The organism is Tenacibaculum aiptasiae (assembly GCF_008806755.1).
GTDB classification, from domain to species: Bacteria; Bacteroidota; Bacteroidia; order Flavobacteriales; family Flavobacteriaceae; genus Polaribacter; species Polaribacter aiptasiae.
In genome coordinates this window covers 167790-185511 of sequence record NZ_WAAU01000008.1, presented here as the reverse complement: position 1 = coordinate 185511, position 17722 = coordinate 167790, and the positions used below count along the sequence as shown (strand labels likewise).

General features: G+C 27.8%; 17 protein-coding genes. 3 read left to right on the top strand and 14 right to left on the bottom strand.

The window, feature by feature from the left end:
• Positions 1-90: 90 nt before the first annotated feature.
• From F7018_RS03625 to F7018_RS03585, 9 genes are all read right to left on the bottom strand, one after another.
• Positions 91-864, bottom strand: coding sequence for an XRE family transcriptional regulator (locus tag F7018_RS03625; protein WP_150898633.1), 774 nt, complete (start codon positions 862-864; stop codon positions 91-93).
• Positions 865-1040: 176 nt separating this feature from the next.
• Positions 1041-1349, bottom strand: coding sequence for a hypothetical protein (locus F7018_RS03620; protein WP_150898632.1), 309 nt, complete (start codon positions 1347-1349; stop codon positions 1041-1043).
• A gap of 94 nt (positions 1350-1443) precedes the next feature.
• Complete coding sequence (locus tag F7018_RS03615; protein WP_150898631.1) at positions 1444-2544, bottom strand: slipin family protein; 1101 nt, start codon at positions 2542-2544, stop codon at positions 1444-1446.
• A gap of 718 nt (positions 2545-3262) precedes the next feature.
• Positions 3263-3793: a tetratricopeptide repeat protein gene (locus tag F7018_RS03610; RefSeq protein ID WP_150898630.1), complete on the bottom strand. Its 531-nt coding sequence runs from the start codon at positions 3791-3793 to the stop codon at positions 3263-3265.
• Positions 3794-3797: 4 nt separating this feature from the next.
• Positions 3798-4490 (bottom strand): peptide chain release factor H, encoded by a 693-nt coding sequence (prfH, locus tag F7018_RS03605; RefSeq protein WP_150898629.1) that lies wholly within the window; start codon positions 4488-4490, stop codon positions 3798-3800.
• Position 4491: 1 nt separating this feature from the next.
• Positions 4492-5883 carry an RtcB family protein gene (locus F7018_RS03600; protein WP_150898628.1) on the bottom strand — a complete coding sequence of 464 codons (1392 nt, stop codon included), beginning with the start codon at positions 5881-5883 and terminating at the stop codon, positions 4492-4494.
• Between the two features lie 675 nt (positions 5884-6558).
• Entirely contained in the window at positions 6559-6855 is a 297-nt protein-coding gene (locus F7018_RS03595) for a phage repressor protein (protein ID WP_150898627.1), read from the bottom strand.
• Positions 6856-6988: 133 nt separating this feature from the next.
• A complete protein-coding gene (locus F7018_RS03590) occupies positions 6989-7915 on the bottom strand; it encodes a hypothetical protein (protein ID WP_150898626.1) in 927 nt (308 codons plus the stop codon).
• Positions 7916-7920: 5 nt separating this feature from the next.
• On the bottom strand, positions 7921-9297 hold the full coding sequence (locus tag F7018_RS03585) for an RtcB family protein (protein WP_150899277.1): 1377 nt from the start codon (positions 9295-9297) through the stop codon (positions 7921-7923).
• A gap of 173 nt (positions 9298-9470) precedes the next feature.
• Between F7018_RS03585 and F7018_RS03580 the strand changes: the two genes are divergently transcribed.
• The 3 genes from F7018_RS03580 to F7018_RS03570 are packed head-to-tail and all read left to right on the top strand — an operon-like array spanning position 9471 to position 13424.
• Positions 9471-10085 (top strand): HD domain-containing protein, encoded by a 615-nt coding sequence (locus F7018_RS03580; RefSeq protein ID WP_150898625.1) that lies wholly within the window; start codon positions 9471-9473, stop codon positions 10083-10085.
• A 28-nt stretch (positions 10086-10113) separates the two neighbouring features.
• Positions 10114-12420 (top strand): CAP domain-containing protein, encoded by a 2307-nt coding sequence (locus F7018_RS03575; RefSeq protein WP_150898624.1) that lies wholly within the window; start codon positions 10114-10116, stop codon positions 12418-12420.
• Between the two features lie 2 nt (positions 12421-12422).
• Positions 12423-13424 carry a helix-turn-helix transcriptional regulator gene (locus tag F7018_RS03570; RefSeq protein WP_150898623.1) on the top strand — a complete coding sequence of 334 codons (1002 nt, stop codon included), beginning with the start codon at positions 12423-12425 and terminating at the stop codon, positions 13422-13424.
• A gap of 279 nt (positions 13425-13703) precedes the next feature.
• Here the strand turns inward: F7018_RS03570 and F7018_RS18285 are convergent, their stop codons facing one another.
• From F7018_RS18285 to F7018_RS03550, 5 genes are all read right to left on the bottom strand, one after another.
• Positions 13704-13868, bottom strand: coding sequence for a hypothetical protein (locus F7018_RS18285; protein ID WP_175578630.1), 165 nt, complete (start codon positions 13866-13868; stop codon positions 13704-13706).
• A 197-nt stretch (positions 13869-14065) separates the two neighbouring features.
• A complete protein-coding gene (locus F7018_RS03565; RefSeq protein ID WP_150898622.1) occupies positions 14066-14740 on the bottom strand; it encodes a CPBP family intramembrane glutamic endopeptidase in 675 nt (224 codons plus the stop codon).
• A 10-nt stretch (positions 14741-14750) separates the two neighbouring features.
• Complete coding sequence (locus F7018_RS03560; protein WP_150898621.1) at positions 14751-16184, bottom strand: serine hydrolase; 1434 nt, start codon at positions 16182-16184, stop codon at positions 14751-14753.
• A 104-nt stretch (positions 16185-16288) separates the two neighbouring features.
• Positions 16289-17002, bottom strand: coding sequence for a LytR/AlgR family response regulator transcription factor (locus F7018_RS03555; RefSeq protein WP_150898620.1), 714 nt, complete (start codon positions 17000-17002; stop codon positions 16289-16291).
• Entirely contained in the window at positions 16999-17694 is a 696-nt protein-coding gene (locus F7018_RS03550; RefSeq protein WP_175578629.1) for a sensor histidine kinase, read from the bottom strand. The genes F7018_RS03555 and F7018_RS03550 overlap by 4 nt, the downstream gene beginning before the upstream one ends.
• Positions 17695-17722 lie beyond the last annotated feature (28 nt).

The window sequence follows — 17722 nt, the reverse complement described above, 5'->3', positions numbered from 1 at the left end:
TCTATTGATGATAATAAAAAACGAGAATTGAATACAATTCAATCCTCGTTTATACTTTTGCTTTAGAAGCTTAAATAGTCTAATCGATACTTATTTTTCTAATTGTGCTAACGATTTTAATTCTACACCTAATTGCGTAAGCATCGTAGCGATACTGCTTATTTTTAAATCTCTTTCGTCGTATTCTTGAGTATTAATACTACAAGTAAATTCCCATAGTTCTACAACTTCAGAAATTGGAACATTATAGCTTTGATAATTTCTATTGTCAGGAACTAACAATAATGTTTTATTCTCTTCAATTTTATCATATACTCTCTTATAGGTAATTCCGTCGTTTTTAGTAACAATTATGTAGGAAACACCATCTTTAACCTCGTTTATGTTTTCAATAAATCGAGCTACAACAAATGATCCGTCTTTCATAGGATGCATAGAATCTCCTTTAATTGGAAAAGCTCTATGCTTACCAACTGGTAAAAAAGGTAGTTTTATTCTTTGCAATTGTTCAATATATTCAGGATCGTCATAACCTAATAAATAACCAGCAGATGCTTCTGTAGGTATTATTTCTATTAAGTTATCATCTTCGCTATCTACCATTATTGGGAAAAGCACTCTTTGACTCCCAATTTCTATGAATGATGATTCTTTTGAAAACGTTAAATCGTTTTTCACTAAAACATCAATAGGTAACTTAAAATAATCTGATATAGTGATTAAAAACTCAATAGAAGGCTCTGATCTTCCTTCTTCATATGAAGAAACTCTAGACCTTGTTATATCTAGTTTTTCTGCAAATTGTTCTTGAGTTAATCCTCTTAATTTTCTTAAATGGCGTATATTTGTTGATATTTTTCTCATTTGCTACAAATATAAACAAGTACTGCTACAATTTGTAGTTTTAAGGAAAAATATTCGTAATTCTTTACATCAAATAATCTCTCTAAAACCGATTAGTTTAATTGATTTTATACACTAAATATACGCTTCGACTTGAAAATCAAAGTAGTTGTTGTGAATAAAAAGACTGAATCTATTTAAGACTCTGTAAGCTCCAGAACCGTATTTTTTTCTTTTAAAAGTTGTTGACGGTATTTTAACCATCCTCCATTTTTAAGTATTCTTTTACCCTTTGCGGTAAGATTTAGAATCATTGCTCTTTTACGTTTTATTAAAGATTTGGCTTCCATTTCATCACCAAGTCTGTTACATTCGTAAACATCACTTAATTCTTTGTTGTCTAATCCTACGAGTCTCCAGATACTCGTGTTTGCTTTTTTTGACCTTGTAAGCTTCTCTATTAAAGGAAGATTTTTGTCAATTAAATTGTTAATGTTGAGGGACATAATCTTATTTTTCTCTAATATAAGAAAAAAAAGAGTTTCGTCAAAAACTCCTTTTTTTCACATTTATATACCTCTATTTACATTTATAAACTTATTAATTATTAACCGTAAAAATTTCTTTTAACTGCTTTACAACATTGCCATTACCTGAAACTGTTATCTCACCAATTTTATCGGCAATTTTTTCTACATATTCCATTTCTTTTAATTTGAACAACATTTCATTGTCTTCCATTAATTTGGCTGTATTTAATAAACTTCTAGTAGAAGCAGTTTCTTCTCTCCTTGTTATAATATTAGCTTGTGCTCTTTTTTGAGCTATTAAAACCTGATTCATGATATCTTTCATATCACCAGTTAAAATAACATCTCTAATTCCGCAATTCACTATTTTTACTCCTAACTGATTAGTGTTTTTAGAAACTTCTTCAAATACTGCATTAGCAATGTTTTCTTTTTTCTCTAACAATTCATCTAAGGTATAACCTCCAACATAAGTTCTTAAAGCCAATTGCATTAAAATGTACAATTGCTTTTCATACTCTTTATTATCTAACAAAGCTTTCTCAATATCAACTACTTTATACTGCGTATAAAAGTTAATTCTTACATTGGCTTTGTCTTTTGTTAATAATTCTTGTCCAGCTATTTCTAATTGCAATTGTCTCATATCTGCTTTGGCAATTTTAATAGATGTATCATTTCTCCAAAATCGATAAGTTCCTCCTGTTAATGTTTTTGTGTATACATCATTTACTAACAATAAGGCTTTTTCATAGGCTGCTACTTCAAAAGCTCTAATATGTTTATTTAATTGATAATTACTAAACAATGCTTTATCTATATTTTCTGTAATATAAATTTTGCTTTTATCTATTTTTTGAAAAGTTCTATTAATTAAACCTTTCCAATAAAAATACCTACCGGCTTCTAATACTCTTTTAAAATTATGGTTTTCATAAACTAATACGAATTCATTATCCTTTACTTCTACAATATCTAACATGTCTGCTAAAACTGTATCTTTTAATAAGATTTCTATGGCAATAGTTCCGATAAACTCACTTGTTAAATCATAAATAATGACGTTTTGATTTAAATACAACCAATGTGTACCTTCAGTAATTACTTTTTGATATTCTCCTTTTTTAAATACCAATCCTACTTTTCCTGTGTTAATTTTTATTCTTTTCATTCTTCTATTTTTTTATGGTTTTATAAAAACGATATATTTTAAATGCTTAAGAAAGCACGGAAATTGATCTTTTTAAAAAGGCCACAATTCGTTTTTTAAAATGGATTGAAATCATATATAAAATCAACTGATTTATAAAAAGGAACTACTTTCTTATTTAAAAAATTAAAAATTTCAAAGTTCTTTTTTAAGTGTTCTCGAAAGAACTCATAAAAAATATACCGCTTTTGTTAATGGTCATCAGTTTTACAAGTTGATGAGCTTCCTCAAATAATAGGCATTTTACTGCCCGAATTCTCTAGAACCCAAATCTAGTGTCCTACCAATTAGACGATATCCTAACGGATAGTGGGACTCGAACCCACACGGAATTCTCTATTGCATAACCGCTTTGCTACATAACTTTCGTTATGGAAGGATTCGAACCTCCGTACATAGAATGCTGATTATTTTTGGTAAATAATCAAAACCTTCAAGGCTAGTTGTATATAATAACCGAATACAAATATTGTACGGAATTATACAATGGTGCTATACTGAAACACTCAACAAGACTTGCTTGATATTTTTAAAATCTTATTTCTAAATCTAACCTCACTTCAGTCTTTTATAAAGTGAGGTGTTTTTGCAATTTTCCCACTTAGGCGCGATCTTTTTCATAATTACACTGCAAATATTACACACTGTTGCGCAATCTTTTTGCGTAGTTGAAAATATTTTACTTTTTCTTCTTCTTTTTATTATTTTTAGTTGTTTTTTTCTTCTTTGTATTGGGCATTTTTTCTTTTATACGATCTTTAGTTGTATCAATAGTATACATGAAATCAGAATTATAGCTATGCTCTTTTGCTAACTTGATAAACTTTAAAGCTGATTTATATTTTTTCTGATGTTCTTTTACAACAGCTTTCTTTAAATATAACATTGCTTTATCTGATCCTTTTACTGTTAATGCAAAGTCAATAAAATCTTCAGCCTCTTTTAAATCTTCATTCCATAACAACACATTGATATAAGGTGAGTACACTTCAAAAGCATTGATATTGATAGCTAAAACTTCTTTATAATATTCAATAGCTTCTGAGTATTTATATAACTTTTCAGCATATACTCTACCCATTAATGTTAGTGCCATTGTATTTTTATCGTCATAAGACAAAGCATAATTCAAAGACTCCATTGTTTCTTCTAAATCGTAATAAAATGCGTCTAATGCCTTAAAAACATAATTATTTATATAGTTTTCCATGATTTTATTCTAATTGTTTACGCAAATCTGTTTTCAACTGATTACGTGTTGTTTTAAAAGATTTCTCTTTCTTTTTTTGTTTAAAATCGGAACCTGTAAATATTTTAATAGGATTTCCTCTTTCTAAATTCAAATGGTTTTTCCATTCTTGTTTTACAGCTTCTTTTAATTGATTTGTATTATGTTCCGAAACTTTTTCTTTTAATCGTTCTACTGCTATTTTTTTGTTTTGATGTTGTGATCGGCTATCCATAACTAAAACTTGAATTCCAGTAGGTAAATGTTTTGCTCTTATTGCTGAGCTTACCTTATTTACATGCTGCCCTCCTGCCCCAGAACTTCTAATAGCTTGAAATTGAATTTCTTTTTCATAAATTGTATTTTGCTGAACCTGATTCAATTCATAACATCCTATATACCAATTTTTACGTTTATGGTATTTTCTGAATGTAGATACTCCTATCCACTGAATTGTCCCTAGCCAATTCTTTAAGAAATTCGAAATCTCTTTACCATTTAATTCTATACTTACTGATTGTACCGTGCCATTTTCTATTCCGTTTTCTTTATGAAGTATTTGATATTCAATCTTATTAATTATCAATTCTTTTAAGAATATTTTTAGCACTTTGGCTACAACCCATGCACATTCTGCAGGTCCTTTTGCAGCTGTTAATTGTATTATTTTTGTTTCCATTTTATGTATCCATTCTTACAATTTTTGGGGTAAATGTTCCTATTACTTCCACCAATTCTTGTTGATTTGCCATTACCTTTTTAATATTTTTATAGGCCATTGGAGCTTCATCAATTCCTCCTCCTATAAGAGTTACATCGTTCATTTTTAACTGATGTTTGATATCACTTTTAGTAAACTTTTCTTTACATTTTCTACGTGAATACAAACGACCTGCTCCATGTGAAGCCGAATTAAGACTTTCTTCATTACCTAAACCACGTACAATAAAACCTGGCGCTGTCATAGAACCTGGAATAATACCTAATTGCCCTTTATTAGCTGGTGTAGCTCCTTTTCTATGCACAATTAATTCTTGATTATTTACTTGTTCTTTCCAAGCGAAATTGTGATGATTTTCAATTTTAGCAATGGCTTTAGCTCCTAACAATTTTCCTATTCGTTTATGAATATTATCATGACACGCCTTAGCATAATCTCCAGCTAAATTCATTGCTAACCAATATTCTTGTCCGTCATGAGTATTCAAATCTAACCATGCTAAATGTTGAACATTTTTGGGTAAAGGACATTGTTTTGCTGCCAAATAGGTATAGTGCTTTGCTATATTTGCTCCTAAACCTCGACTTCCACTATGCGTTAATAAGCCAATATATTCGCCAATTGGTAATTGAAATTCATTGTTCTCGTCTGTAATATTTACAATTCCAAATTCAACAAAATGATTTCCACTTCCAGAGGTTCCTAATTGTTGATATGCCTTTGTTTTTAATCGCTTAACTAAAGGAATGTCCTTAAATTCTGAACGCTCAAATATTTCATGATCATGTTTTACCTTGTGTGTTTCTCGCATACCGAACTTTGTGTGTTCTGAAAGGATGCTTTCTAATTGATGTCTTTTTCCTTTTAAATAAGATGCTTTTATCGGATAGACAGTTAAACACATTCTACAACCAATATCTACTCCTACTCCATAGGGGATTACAGTGTTTTCAGTAGCTAGTACACCTCCAATTGGTAAACCATAACCTGAGTGTGCATCGGGCATTAAAGCGCCTTGTACAGCAATTGGTAATTTTAAAGCGTTATATAATTGATATTTTGCTTGATCATCTATTTCATTTTCTCCGTAAATTGTAAAAGGAGCTCTTGTATTTTTTAACTCGTGAAAACGAACTTCTACAGGCTTTAGTAATCCTTCTACTACTTTACCCCAAATAGCATTTCCTTGAAATCTATCAGGCTCAAGTAATACTTCTTTAGCCTCCTCTAAAATACGTTCCTTCTTTTCTCTTTTCCGGTATCTGTTAATTTGCCCTAAAGCAATATTGATACTATTATTTTTTGGAAACCCTAATTTTATTAGGTCTTTTCCTTTTAATTTATTTCCCATGATTTAATTTTGAGATGTTTGATTTTAGGGAATCAACTTTGGTTGACTCCTATTTAACCTCGAATGTACTCGAGCTAACACTTCGGGAAATCTTTAGAAAATAGCCATAAAAAAATCCGAAGTTTTTGCTTCGGACTTTTTCATATATAGTATAATTAATTATCTATTTGTGAAGAAAGTCGCGAAGTAAATACTGTACACTAGAACCTGGTTCTATTACTGTACATATGTTGATTTGAAATTTAAACATGTTACTTCGTTTTAAAATTGTTTTGTGCTTTATTGCGGTGCAAACATAAAAGGATTTTTTCAATCATGCAAATCAAAAACCAATTTACTTCACTGATAATCACCTAGTTATATTTAATTTTAAACAAGAGGATACCTGTCCGCTTTTGTGCGGATATAATGAGTTTAGATAACTCTTTGATTTATTGTTATGTAGCTAAAACTTACACGATGTATTGGCATCTATTAGTTTTTGAAAAAAAAATATAAAAAAACGTCCAAAAAATCAATTTTGGACGCCTTTAATATGCTTTTTAAAGTTTTTAACCTAGAACACCGACCTAAAAAGTCGCAGTTTAGCGCCCATTTTATGTAATTTAATTATGCTCATAAGCTTTTTACTTTATTTTTATAAAATATAATTAATAATTTCTTTTTTAATAATACCTATGGCATTGGAAGTATTTCTACTACTTTTCCATAAACATTTTTTGTCCATCCGTTAATTCTACCATGATTGTTACCAATCAATAGTCCTCTTTTATCATTTTTACCTTTTACAAGATGTGTAAAACAATTTCCACGAACCTTGCAATAAACAATATCTCCAGCTTTACAATCTTTCCAATTAATAGGAGCTAATTTTACTGGTTGTTTAGATTTTAAAAGAGGTAACATAGAATTACCTGGTTCTTTTGATATAATGGTTTCTCCATTAGTCAATTTTTGAATTTTCCAATTCATAATACTATATTTTATAAATTATGTAACGCATTATTGTGTTACATATCTTATAAAAATTAGATAAGAACCTGTCAATGAACTAACGCAAAGATGAATAAAATACTTTTAAACTTCCAAATTTTGTTTGTAAAATTTAAGTCAGCCCTAAAAAATTAAGAAGAGAATCATAAAACTTATTTGTTTTTCTTTTTTTCGGAATATAAGATTCTATATCCTCGTTATCTTTTTTAGCATAATTAAAATTGTTATAATTTTTATCTGTCAAAAAATTATCCCAGTCTTCATTTTCTTTATAAAAATTAAACATGTCAATAACAATTTTTGAATATTCTTTTGTGTTTTTTATAATTTGCTCTTTATCTATTTCAATGTAACTATACCCCATTTCTGAAATAAAAACACTTTCGTTATTAAGTCTATAAAAGTTATAGAAAACATTGTATTCATAGTTACTTTCCACATATTGATCTGAAAGGTATTTAAGACTATTATCAAATTCTTCTATGTTTTCATATTGTATTATTTTTAAACAATTCTCATAAACATTTAAGCTTAATAGTTCATTTTTAGTGAAAAGCTTTTTTATTAAACTCTTTAATTCTTTTTTTGATTTTTTAGATTTATAGTTAATGCTAACAATATCAAACAATAAACTATTACTACTAAATTCTGCTTTCTCTGTTAATTTATATATAAATCCCTCAAAAGTTTCAATATCAATTTTGTTTATCAAAACTTCATATGCTTTTTGTTTTAAAACTTTACTAATCCCCATATTTTTCAAGTAATTATTTTGATTTTCTAAAAATATAACTAATTCACTGATAGATTCTAAATTCCAAATATCTTTACTATTATTGATAGTAAATGATTTTACTTTTGATTTTAATACTTCTGAAGTAATTTCATTAATATTTAAATAAGTTTTTACTTGCATTAGATAATCATCCACATTTATTACTTCATTATTCCAATCAGTTATGGCATAAAGTAGATGGTTATATCTAGCATTAATTATTGGTTCTATATCTAATAAATTGATTATATCCTCATCTGTCATATCAATTATTTATTTCTTCTTTTTCGTTTCTTCCAAGGTGCATTTTTCTGCCAATCACCAGCCATAATACAGCCATATGGTAAAACTTCATCTATTACATTTCCTAAACCATACTCTTTCATTTGATTACGTACTGTTTTAGCGTTTTTATAAGCTGAAGGTAACTCAGTAATATCAATTTCTTCTGAAAAAAAACGAATATCTAAACCTTTTGTTTCTTCATCGAATATTTCTTGTATTGTTCCTTTTTTACTTTTCCTATGTTGTGTTCTACTCACATTTCTTCCTGCTCCATGTGGCGCAAAACCTAAATTATTTTCAGTAGTATTTCCTTCTACAATTAATACTGGTTCAGCCATATTTAAAGGAATCAACCTTGGCCCAGTAATATCAGGCATAAATTTAGGGTTTAATGGCGTTGCTCCTTTGGCATGATAGAACAAATCACCATCTCTAAAAACAAAATTATGCTCATTCCAAAATCGATTTTCTCTTATAAGTCCTAATTTTTCTAGAGTCGCATCATGCAATACTTCATGATTTTTTTTGGTCCATTTACGTATAATTTGTAATGCCTCCCAATAATTCTTCCCTTCTTCAGTTTCAAATGGAATCCATGCGTTTTGTTTTAAAGTTTTAGGAGATAATTTTTTTCTAAATTGCTCAGCTATATGCATTCCTCGTTTATATAAATTTGCTCCAAATCCCCTACTTCCATGATGTGTAACCATCATTGTATTTCCTGTTTTTTTAGATCTACCAACAAATAAAAAATGATTCCCATCTCCTTGTGTTCCCAAATGACTTCTAGCTGCAGAAATCGATTTTTGATTATTTAGAAATGGATTAGCTTCTATTTCAGCTAATAAATCCATAGGAAAACGAAATTGGGTATTTCTATCTCTACCACCAGATCCAAAGTGAGTTACTGAATGTGCAGCATCTAAAACATCTTTAGGTTTAGCTTTTCCAAAATCTGTTAACATTACTGAACAGCAAATATCAGCACTATGCATTCCTGGATGTATGGCATTTTTCGCTACTACAATCCCTCCTACAGGAATAGTTCCTGAGGGGCCAGTTGGACAAGCGTCCGGCATGATTGCTCCGTTAACTATTGTTGGAGTTTTCATCAAGACTTCCATAGAAGTAACTACAGAATTAACATTAATTTCTTCTAATTCATTTTCAGCCTTTATATTTATTTTAAAATCCATTGGATTATCCAACAATGGCATCTCTGGTCCTGATTTAAATTGTTCTAAATACTCTAATATTTCACTTTCAGATAGCTCATTTTTATTTATATACTCTAGAGCTTCTGGAAACCATTTCCCTGGTTTATGTCCCCATCCTATTAATTCTTTTCCCGTTATTTTCATTTCATTTTTCATAATTTTCATTTTTTATGCTCCACAAACTCCTTGTTTTGTGGAGCGATTACTGTTAAGAATTTCTTCTTTTTTTATGATTCCGGTACAAATATTCAACTAAGGTGCGCAATCTTTTTGCGTAGTAGGGATTATTTTCTAATTTTATCAAAAAATTGATGTAAATGAATTTAGAACAACGTTTTTCAGAATTGATATCTAAGTATACGAATGATGTTACTATTAAAGAATTACTATGGAAAGAGATAGTAACAAATTATTCTGAAAAGCATAGAGCTTACCATAATCTAACGCATCTAAAAGAGATTTTCAATTATGCTGATACTTATAAGAATCAGATTGAACATATAGATATAGTATCATTCTCTGTATTTTATCATGATATTATCTATAATATTTGGAAAAAAGATAACGAAGAAAAAAGCGCTTTATATGCTCTTGATTGTCTTTCTAAAATTGATTTATCTTCTAATAACTTAGATGCTATTCACAAACAAATCATAGCCACTAAAACTCATGAGGCAAATGACAGTGATACGAAATGGCTTATCGATTTTGATTTAGGAATTTTAGGTACCTCCTCTGATATTTATTCTAAGTATACTAAGTTGATACGAGAAGAATACAAATCGGTTCCTAATTTTCTTTATAAAAAAGGACGTAAGAAAGTATTGCAACACTTCATTAATAAGCCCTTTATTTATGCTACAGCAACGTTTAGAGATTTATACGAAGAACAAGCAAGAACAAATTTGAAAAATGAATTAAAAAGCATTTAGGCATCGTTTTTGTTTAATTGGCTTTACTATGAAAAATAAAATACTACTATTAATTGCTATAAGTGTAAACATTTATTCAATTTATTCTCAACAGTTGACTACATCGCAAGAAAAATACTTGAATGATTTGTTAACAAAAAAAATTAATCTCCAGAGAAAAAAAATGGGGATACATTTATTAGAAAAAGACATAAATCTTGCTAAAGCTGCAAAACTTCATGCTGATTACATGTCTAAATCTAATAATGTAACTCATTCTCAAAAAAGTGAAGAACTAAAAACTCCTTATAAAAGAGTATTAAAATATTCTGAATCTTTTACATCTGTTGGTGAAAATGTATTGAAAACAAGATCAATAAAGCCTCCTTTTTCTAATAAAAAACTAGGTTTAATTGCTAACTTAATGTTTAAAGCATGGAAAAAATCGCCAGATCATTATAGTACCATGATTGGTAGTGAATTTTCTTATGCTGATTTTGGATTTTCTTATAATATCAAAAAAAGACAGTTTTTTGTAGCCCATGTTTTTGGTAACAAAATTTATAAAGTCCCAAATCAATTATCTAAAGATGCATTTGGTATAAGAAATAATACTGATTGTAAATCTCTTCATAGATTCAACAATATTATTGCAAGCCTGGGAAATAATATTTCTATTGAAGAAAATGAAATTATACTTAGATTTCATAATAAAGAAATCTTTAATACTATTTTCAATGATTCATGGGATGGCATTGCTGTTGATTTAGTAACTAAAGATCAAATAAAATGTGGTGCTAAGAATAAATTAGATTCCTCACCTATTTATGATGGTGTATTATTACCTCCATTTTATAGAGACGAATTAATTTCTAAAAATAAAGCTAAAGGTGATTATCGAGTAGTAATTTCATTGGGTAAAATACCTGATTTTTTAAAGAATAAAATAATAGCACCTAATATAATTATTATAAAAGGGCGTAATAAATGTGCTTATAAAATACCAGTTACAATTCCTTCAAGTGAATATAATCTTATTCCAATTAAACCTAAGATATTTACACCTAATATAAAACTAAAAACTGAAGGAATATCATTTGTAAAAGAGTTATACTTTGACTTCTATTCTTCTAAAGTTACAGCTCATAAAATCACTCCTATAAAAGTTAATAAAGACAAAACAAATTTAATTGATATTAAAAGCTTTACATCTATTGATGGAACGTTTAAAAATAATCAATATTTGTTTAATAAACGTGCTGTTTTTATAAAAGAGTATTTAAAGAATAACTTAAAGCTTAATCAAATAAAAATTGTAACAGAAGCTAAAGAAAACTGGGAATTATTTGATTTTCAATTAGAAATTTATGGTTTGGATAAAAAACTTAATAGCTCTAAAAAAGAAAAACGTAAACTAGCTAATACAAAGTTGAGGAATAAATGGAAACAACAGTTTGAGAATCAACGAAAATCTAAAGCTATTATTTTTGAAAAAGGAACTTGGGCAGCTACGGATAAAAACCATGCTTATTATAATTTAATAAATGCTTTATTAAATAATGATATAAATATTGCCAATAAAGCTCTAGCGACTTTATATAATCAGAAAAATGACCTTAATTATATCTTAGATCAAGATTTTATCTTAGAAAGGTTACTACATCAAAAAGATTTAGTTCAAAATACAAGTGCTTTAATAATTAAGAATATTAATTTTTATCAAATAGATACTATAATTTATTATATAAACTACTGGTTGAAAAATTATGATAAGCTTAATTCTGGTGCACAAAAAAATTTATTAAACCTTTATTCAATAACTGCAAAACAGTTATTAATGTTTTGGGATACAGATAAAAAAAGATTGGCCAGAGTATTGCACCCAGAGAAAGTAGATAAGTTATTTTCTCATTATAAAAATAGTGAAGAAATTAATCCACTGTATTTAAATTATCAAATGGCTATAATTAATTATTATGGACAAATTAATAATTACCAAAAAATAAATGACTCATTTGTCTTTATAACAGATTATTATAGCAAAAAATCTTCAAGTATTGAAGATGATGTTAATTTAGCCTTATTCTTTAATCGTTGGAGTATGTATCATTTAACGATTAATTTATTATCTAAAGGATATATAGATGGTAAATTAAATGAAGATGCTAGCTTTATTTTGGCTCAAACTTTAATTGCTTATCCTGATAAACAAGAAAAGATTTTATTGAAAATGATACAACAAAAAGCTATTAAGTATAATAAAAACAGATGGTGTAATTGGATTAATAGAAATTATCAGAATTTACGCTTCGATTATATAAAAGATTTATACTGTTCAACCTGTAATAAAAACTAAATATGGCTTCTAATAAAAATGCGCTAATTCGATATAAAACAATAGATCAATGTTTGCGAAATAAAATGAAACGTTGGACTTTGGATGATTTAATTGAAGCTTGTTCTGATGCTTTATATGAATATGAAGGTAAAGATGTTTATGTAAGCAAGCGAACTGTTCAATTGGATATTCAATCAATGCGAAGTGATAAACTAGGCTACAATGCTCCTATTGAAGTATATGATCGTAAATTTTATCGTTATTCTGAAGAAGAATACAGTATTATGAATATCCCAGTAACAGATAATGATGTTCAAATTATGAATGAAGCTATTCAAGTTTTACGTCAGTTTAAAGATTTTTCTTTGTTTAAAGAAATGGATGGTGTTTTACAGAGATTAGAAGATTCTGTTTATGCTTCACAAAAAACAAATCGAGCAATTATTCATTTAGATAAAAATGAACAATTAAAAGGTTTAAAATATATTGATCCTATTTATGCAGCCATTCAAAATAAAAAAGTAATAACAATTACGTATCAATCATTTAAAGCTCGTAAAGCAAGCAATATGACCGTACATCCTCAATTATTGAAGGAGTATAATAACAGATGGTTTTTATTAGCTTCTGGTAAAAAACAATACATCACTCTTGCTCTAGATAGAATATCAAATATAGTACAAGAAGAGAATCAAGAGTATAACGATTTGCAAATTGATGGAGATACATATTATAAAGATGTAATCGGTGCTACAGTAGCCAACACTAGAGCACAACGCATTGAATTTTGGATTGATAAAGAAAATGCTCCTTATGTTATTACCAAACCTTTTCATAGAAGTCAACGTTTAATAGAACGAACCGATGATGGAGTGATATTTAATATTTTAGTTCAAGTTAATTATGAATTGGAACGTAAAATCCTTGGTTTTGGTAACAGCATTGAAATATTAAAACCAGCACGTTTACGACAGCGTATGATAGACAAATTACATAAAGCAATAGAGAATTATACTTCTTAAGTTTTTTTTGTTATTTGAAACTTGATTCTAATTTTAAGAAAGCAGTAGATTTAAAACGGTTCTTTATTGATCTGTTTAAAGTTGAAAAATTCATCTGTTGAATTCTGATAATTATCCACAAGCTATTGATTATTAAAAAAAGAATAATTGGGAGTTTTTGCCTAGTATTGACAGAGTATAAGAAAAAGCTAAAAAAGAATTGAATTACAAACCTTTAAAGAACTTTGATTCTTTAATAAATAACTGATTACTAGTTTAATCTATTCTAAAATAGTTTTCTTAGTTATAAGGATATACTAAAAATTTATATTGTTCAGGACTATTAGAAATTTTTGCAAAAAAATCTTTATTTACAGTCATATTAAGTTCTAATTCAGGAAATTTAATATCATATTTATTTCCACATATCTTAACTAGTCTTACTAAAATTGGTTGAGCTTTCATTATTTCTTTAATTTTTTAGCTAAGATACTATGGCTATTTACTTGTTTTTTAATCTGTTAGTTTAAACAGGGTGAAGTGTCGACGAAATGAAGAAAACGTTCGATAAACTAAAAATTGAATTATATAGTTATTTGTATTACAGGTTTTTATATATTAGTTTGGTTTTTAAATCTATTAAAAGCCAAACTAATATGCTTTTATATTAAAGACATTGTATTCATTGCACAATGTGCAATAATAAGAGTCCATAAATTTCTATGAAACTTCACGTAAGCTATTCCCATAATAATTCCAACCAAAGCTACTGACAAGGATCTGTCAGAAATATCATATGAATGTCTAAAACCCCATATACATGCTTGAATTATGATTGCTAAAGTTGTTTTAAACGATGTTTTTTCAAAAAGCCTCTCTAACCAAGTAATTAAAAATGCACGCTCTAGTAGCTCTTCTAATGCAGATTGAAGCCAAATAAAAATTATAATAGAAAATACATATCCATAATCTCCATTGCTTAACGATTTTCCTGTTTTTATTCCTCTGGTAGGATTTTCTTTAACCAATGAAAAAGATTCTTGAATAAATTTAAAAATCAGAAATGTAGCTATTATAACTAAAAACAAAAAAACTGCTTTTAAAAGTGTTATAAAAATACTTTTAGGCCTTTTCAAACCTATTGAGCTCCATGTGACTCCTCTCCTATTCATTTGCCATGTAGCGACTATAAAAGTTGTTCCGGAATACAAAAATGTATTTACTAAAAAGTGTGTATTAGGAATATGTATTTCTCTAATAAGAAACATTATTGCTAAATATACTATCAGATCTAAAAAATAACTTAATTGATTATTTTGTTTTATAAAACTGGTCATCTCTTACAAATTATAAAACCTTACTCATTTGTTTCTTAAATCTTTCTAGCGTTGTTTTATAGGATTCTAATGATCTGTGTGAATGCTTTTTTGCTAACGCTACAGCTTTTTCATAATATTTAAGTGCTAAACTATATTGCTTGTCTTTTTCATAAGCCTCTCCTAAACTATCATAAACATTAGGTTCATCTGGGAATAAATGTACATTCAATTTGAATAAGCTTATTGCAAAGTCTATTTCTTTTTCTTTTAAAAATTCATAGGCTATAATATTTAATCTCTGAGGATGCCTAAGTGAATATTGATTATTATTAATATAATTAACAATAGCATCAAATGATTTCATGCTCTTAATTGTACCCATGTTTTTATAAATGAAAACACGTAATCTTTCTTTTGGTAAAGGATATTCTTTATTATAGAGAATTCCTTCAATTTGACGTACAATATTTCTAGAAATTAAATCATAATTAGATAAAGCTATAATGGTATATTTATCTTTTAAATATCTAGAAAAGTATGATGAAAATCCAGGCATACCACCGCCATGCCCTACTACTTTATTGCCTTGTCTATTTTCGACTTGAAAAGCTAAACCATAGGTTACTTTTAAGGCTTTAAACATTTTCTGTTTAGAAATTTCATTAATCAAAGTTGAATTATAAAGTCCTTGATCAAACTTTAGCATATCTTTTACGGTTGATAAGATGCCGCCATCTGGAAACGGAGAGCTACCATAAGGAGTATTATTATAATATTTTCCTGATATGGATTTTGAGTAACCTGTAGCTCTGTTATTAACTACTTCATCACCAAATTTCATTATAGTATTCTTCATTTTCAAGGGTTCAAATATATTTTTAGTAATATATTCTGAATATGATAACTCCGTTATGTTTTCTATAATAGCTCCTAATAAAATCATTCCTGAATTGGAATAAGAAAACCTTTTACCTGGTTCTTTAAAAACTAATTCTTGTTGATATATAATTGGTAATAAATCATTAATCTCTTTAAATCGATGTCTGTCAGATCTATAGTCAGAAGCTCTCATATAATTTCCAACTCCAGATGTATGAGATAATAGATGAAATATTGTAATGTTATTTCCTAAAGGGAAGTTTTTAAGATACTTAATAACAGGATCATTAATGTTTAATTTCCCTTGTTCTTCTAATTGCATTATGGAAACACCTGTAAACATTTTTCCCATTGATGCAATATTGAATTTTGTATCTATTGTATTTTTTACACCATAACTTTTATTAGCATCTCCACATGCTTTTTGATAAAGAATTTTACCATCTTTAGCTAATAAAACCGTTCCTGAGAATTGATCTAATTCGATATATTTTTGAATGGATTGATCAATTTTTGCATTGAAATTTTGAGCATAAAAGTTAGATGTTAAACAAATGATTAGATAAACAGCTATTTTATTCATAGGTATATAATTTTATTTCTATTTCGAAGTTGAGAAATTTGATTTTTCTACTAAAATGAAATATACCTAGAAGCGTTTTTTATAGAAGTTTAACTATTTTCTATCTACTTTAAAAAATCACCTTCTATAAATTTTTGGAAATTTTCTTTATACTTTTCTGAGATAGGAATGTATTTTTCACCAAAGACAATTCGATTTCTTTCTACGGTTGTTATCATTTTTAAATTAACTAAAAATGAACGATGTACACGCATAAAGTATTTGTTAGATAATTCTTCTTCAAGCGATTTCATACTTTTTAAAGTCAGATATGGTTTTTCTGAATTAACTGTATAAAACTTTAGGTAGTCTTTCAATCCTTCTACATAAATAATGTCTTTCAGATTTATTTTAATCAATTTATAATCTGATTTGATGAATATATAATCATCCATTGAAGTTTTACTAGGTGCACTATTAAAAAGTAGCTGTTTGGCTTTGTTTGCTGCTGAAAAAAACTCAGTATAACTTATTGGTTTTACTAAATAGTCAATAGCATTTACCTTATAACTTTCGAGTGCAAACTCTTCAAAAGCAGTAGTGAAAATAACTTTTATATTTTTATTTAAAATCATTTTTGAGAATTCAATTCCAGACAGATTAGGCATTTGAATATCAGTGAAAATTAAATCTATAGTTTCATTTTCTATGATTTCAAAAGCTACAATAGCATTATTGCATTTAGCTTTTAATTCTAAAAATGGAATGGAATTAATGTAACCTTCTAATAAATTTAAAGCTAAAGGTTCGTCATCAATCAAAATACAAGATAGTTTCATTCTTTAAATTTAAGTTTTAATTCGGCAATGAATAGATTAGCTTCTTCTTTGGTTTTTAGTTCAAATTTCTTTGGATATACTAATTCTAATCGTTTTTTTAAGTTTTCTAAACCAATACCAGAGTTAGTTACTTTTTCTTTTTCAGGGAATGAAGAATTTACTACCCTGTAATTTATATATTTTCCATTTATACTTAACTCTACATTGATAAAACTAGGTTTTACAGCATCTATGCCATGTTTAAATGCATTTTCTACAAATGAAATTAATAACAGAGGAGCTATTTGTATTGGCTGATTTATGATAGGGAAGTTCTTTTTTAATGTTACATTAGATGATACTCTTAATTGCATTAATTCAATATAACGTTCTATAAATTCAATCTCTTTAGTTAAAGAAACCTTGCTATTAGAGGCTTCATGCAATAAATAGCGCATCATTTTACTCATAGTATGTATAGATTCTTTAGCTATTTCAGGAGCTGAATCAACTAATGCATAAATATTGTTCAACGTATTAAATAAGAAATGTGGTTGTACTTGGTATTTTAAGTATTTAATTTCTGAATTTAATTGTGTTTGTTTTATTTGCTCTAGTAATAATTGACTTTTACGAAACCTTATATTAACCTTTAAACCAAGGCACATTCCAATACTTAAGATAATAGGTAAAATTAATTGGATAGTAGTCATTGCTCCATTTCTTACCTGTCGTACAATT

Excerpts from the sequence above, each read along its gene's own strand:
- F7018_RS03600 (WP_150898628.1), bottom strand. The coding sequence starts at position 5,883 with ATGGGAAATAAATTAAAAGGAAAAGACCTAATAAAATTAGGGTTTCCA.
- F7018_RS03565 (WP_150898622.1), bottom strand. The coding sequence starts at position 14,740 with ATGACCAGTTTTATAAAACAAAATAATCAATTAAGTTATTTTTTAGAT.
- F7018_RS03580 (WP_150898625.1), top strand. The coding sequence starts at position 9,471 with ATGAATTTAGAACAACGTTTTTCAGAATTGATATCTAAGTATACGAAT.
- prfH (WP_150898629.1), bottom strand. The coding sequence starts at position 4,490 with ATGGAAACAAAAATAATACAATTAACAGCTGCAAAAGGACCTGCAGAA.
- F7018_RS03560 (WP_150898621.1), bottom strand. The coding sequence starts at position 16,184 with ATGAATAAAATAGCTGTTTATCTAATCATTTGTTTAACATCTAACTTT.
- F7018_RS03625 (WP_150898633.1), bottom strand. The coding sequence starts at position 864 with ATGAGAAAAATATCAACAAATATACGCCATTTAAGAAAATTAAGAGGA.
- F7018_RS03615 (WP_150898631.1), bottom strand. The coding sequence starts at position 2,544 with ATGAAAAGAATAAAAATTAACACAGGAAAAGTAGGATTGGTATTTAAA.
- F7018_RS03620 (WP_150898632.1), bottom strand. The coding sequence starts at position 1,349 with ATGTCCCTCAACATTAACAATTTAATTGACAAAAATCTTCCTTTAATA.
- F7018_RS03590 (WP_150898626.1), bottom strand. The coding sequence starts at position 7,915 with ATGACAGATGAGGATATAATCAATTTATTAGATATAGAACCAATAATT.
- F7018_RS03575 (WP_150898624.1), top strand. The coding sequence starts at position 10,114 with ATGAAAAATAAAATACTACTATTAATTGCTATAAGTGTAAACATTTAT.
- F7018_RS03555 (WP_150898620.1), bottom strand. The coding sequence starts at position 17,002 with ATGAAACTATCTTGTATTTTGATTGATGACGAACCTTTAGCTTTAAAT.
- F7018_RS03610 (WP_150898630.1), bottom strand. The coding sequence starts at position 3,793 with ATGGAAAACTATATAAATAATTATGTTTTTAAGGCATTAGACGCATTT.
- F7018_RS18285 (WP_175578630.1), bottom strand. The coding sequence starts at position 13,868 with ATGAAAGCTCAACCAATTTTAGTAAGACTAGTTAAGATATGTGGAAAT.
- F7018_RS03550 (WP_175578629.1), bottom strand. The coding sequence starts at position 17,694 with ATGACTACTATCCAATTAATTTTACCTATTATCTTAAGTATTGGAATG.
- F7018_RS03595 (WP_150898627.1), bottom strand. The coding sequence starts at position 6,855 with ATGAATTGGAAAATTCAAAAATTGACTAATGGAGAAACCATTATATCA.
- F7018_RS03570 (WP_150898623.1), top strand. The coding sequence starts at position 12,423 with ATGGCTTCTAATAAAAATGCGCTAATTCGATATAAAACAATAGATCAA.
- F7018_RS03585 (WP_150899277.1), bottom strand. The coding sequence starts at position 9,297 with ATGAAAATAACGGGAAAAGAATTAATAGGATGGGGACATAAACCAGGG.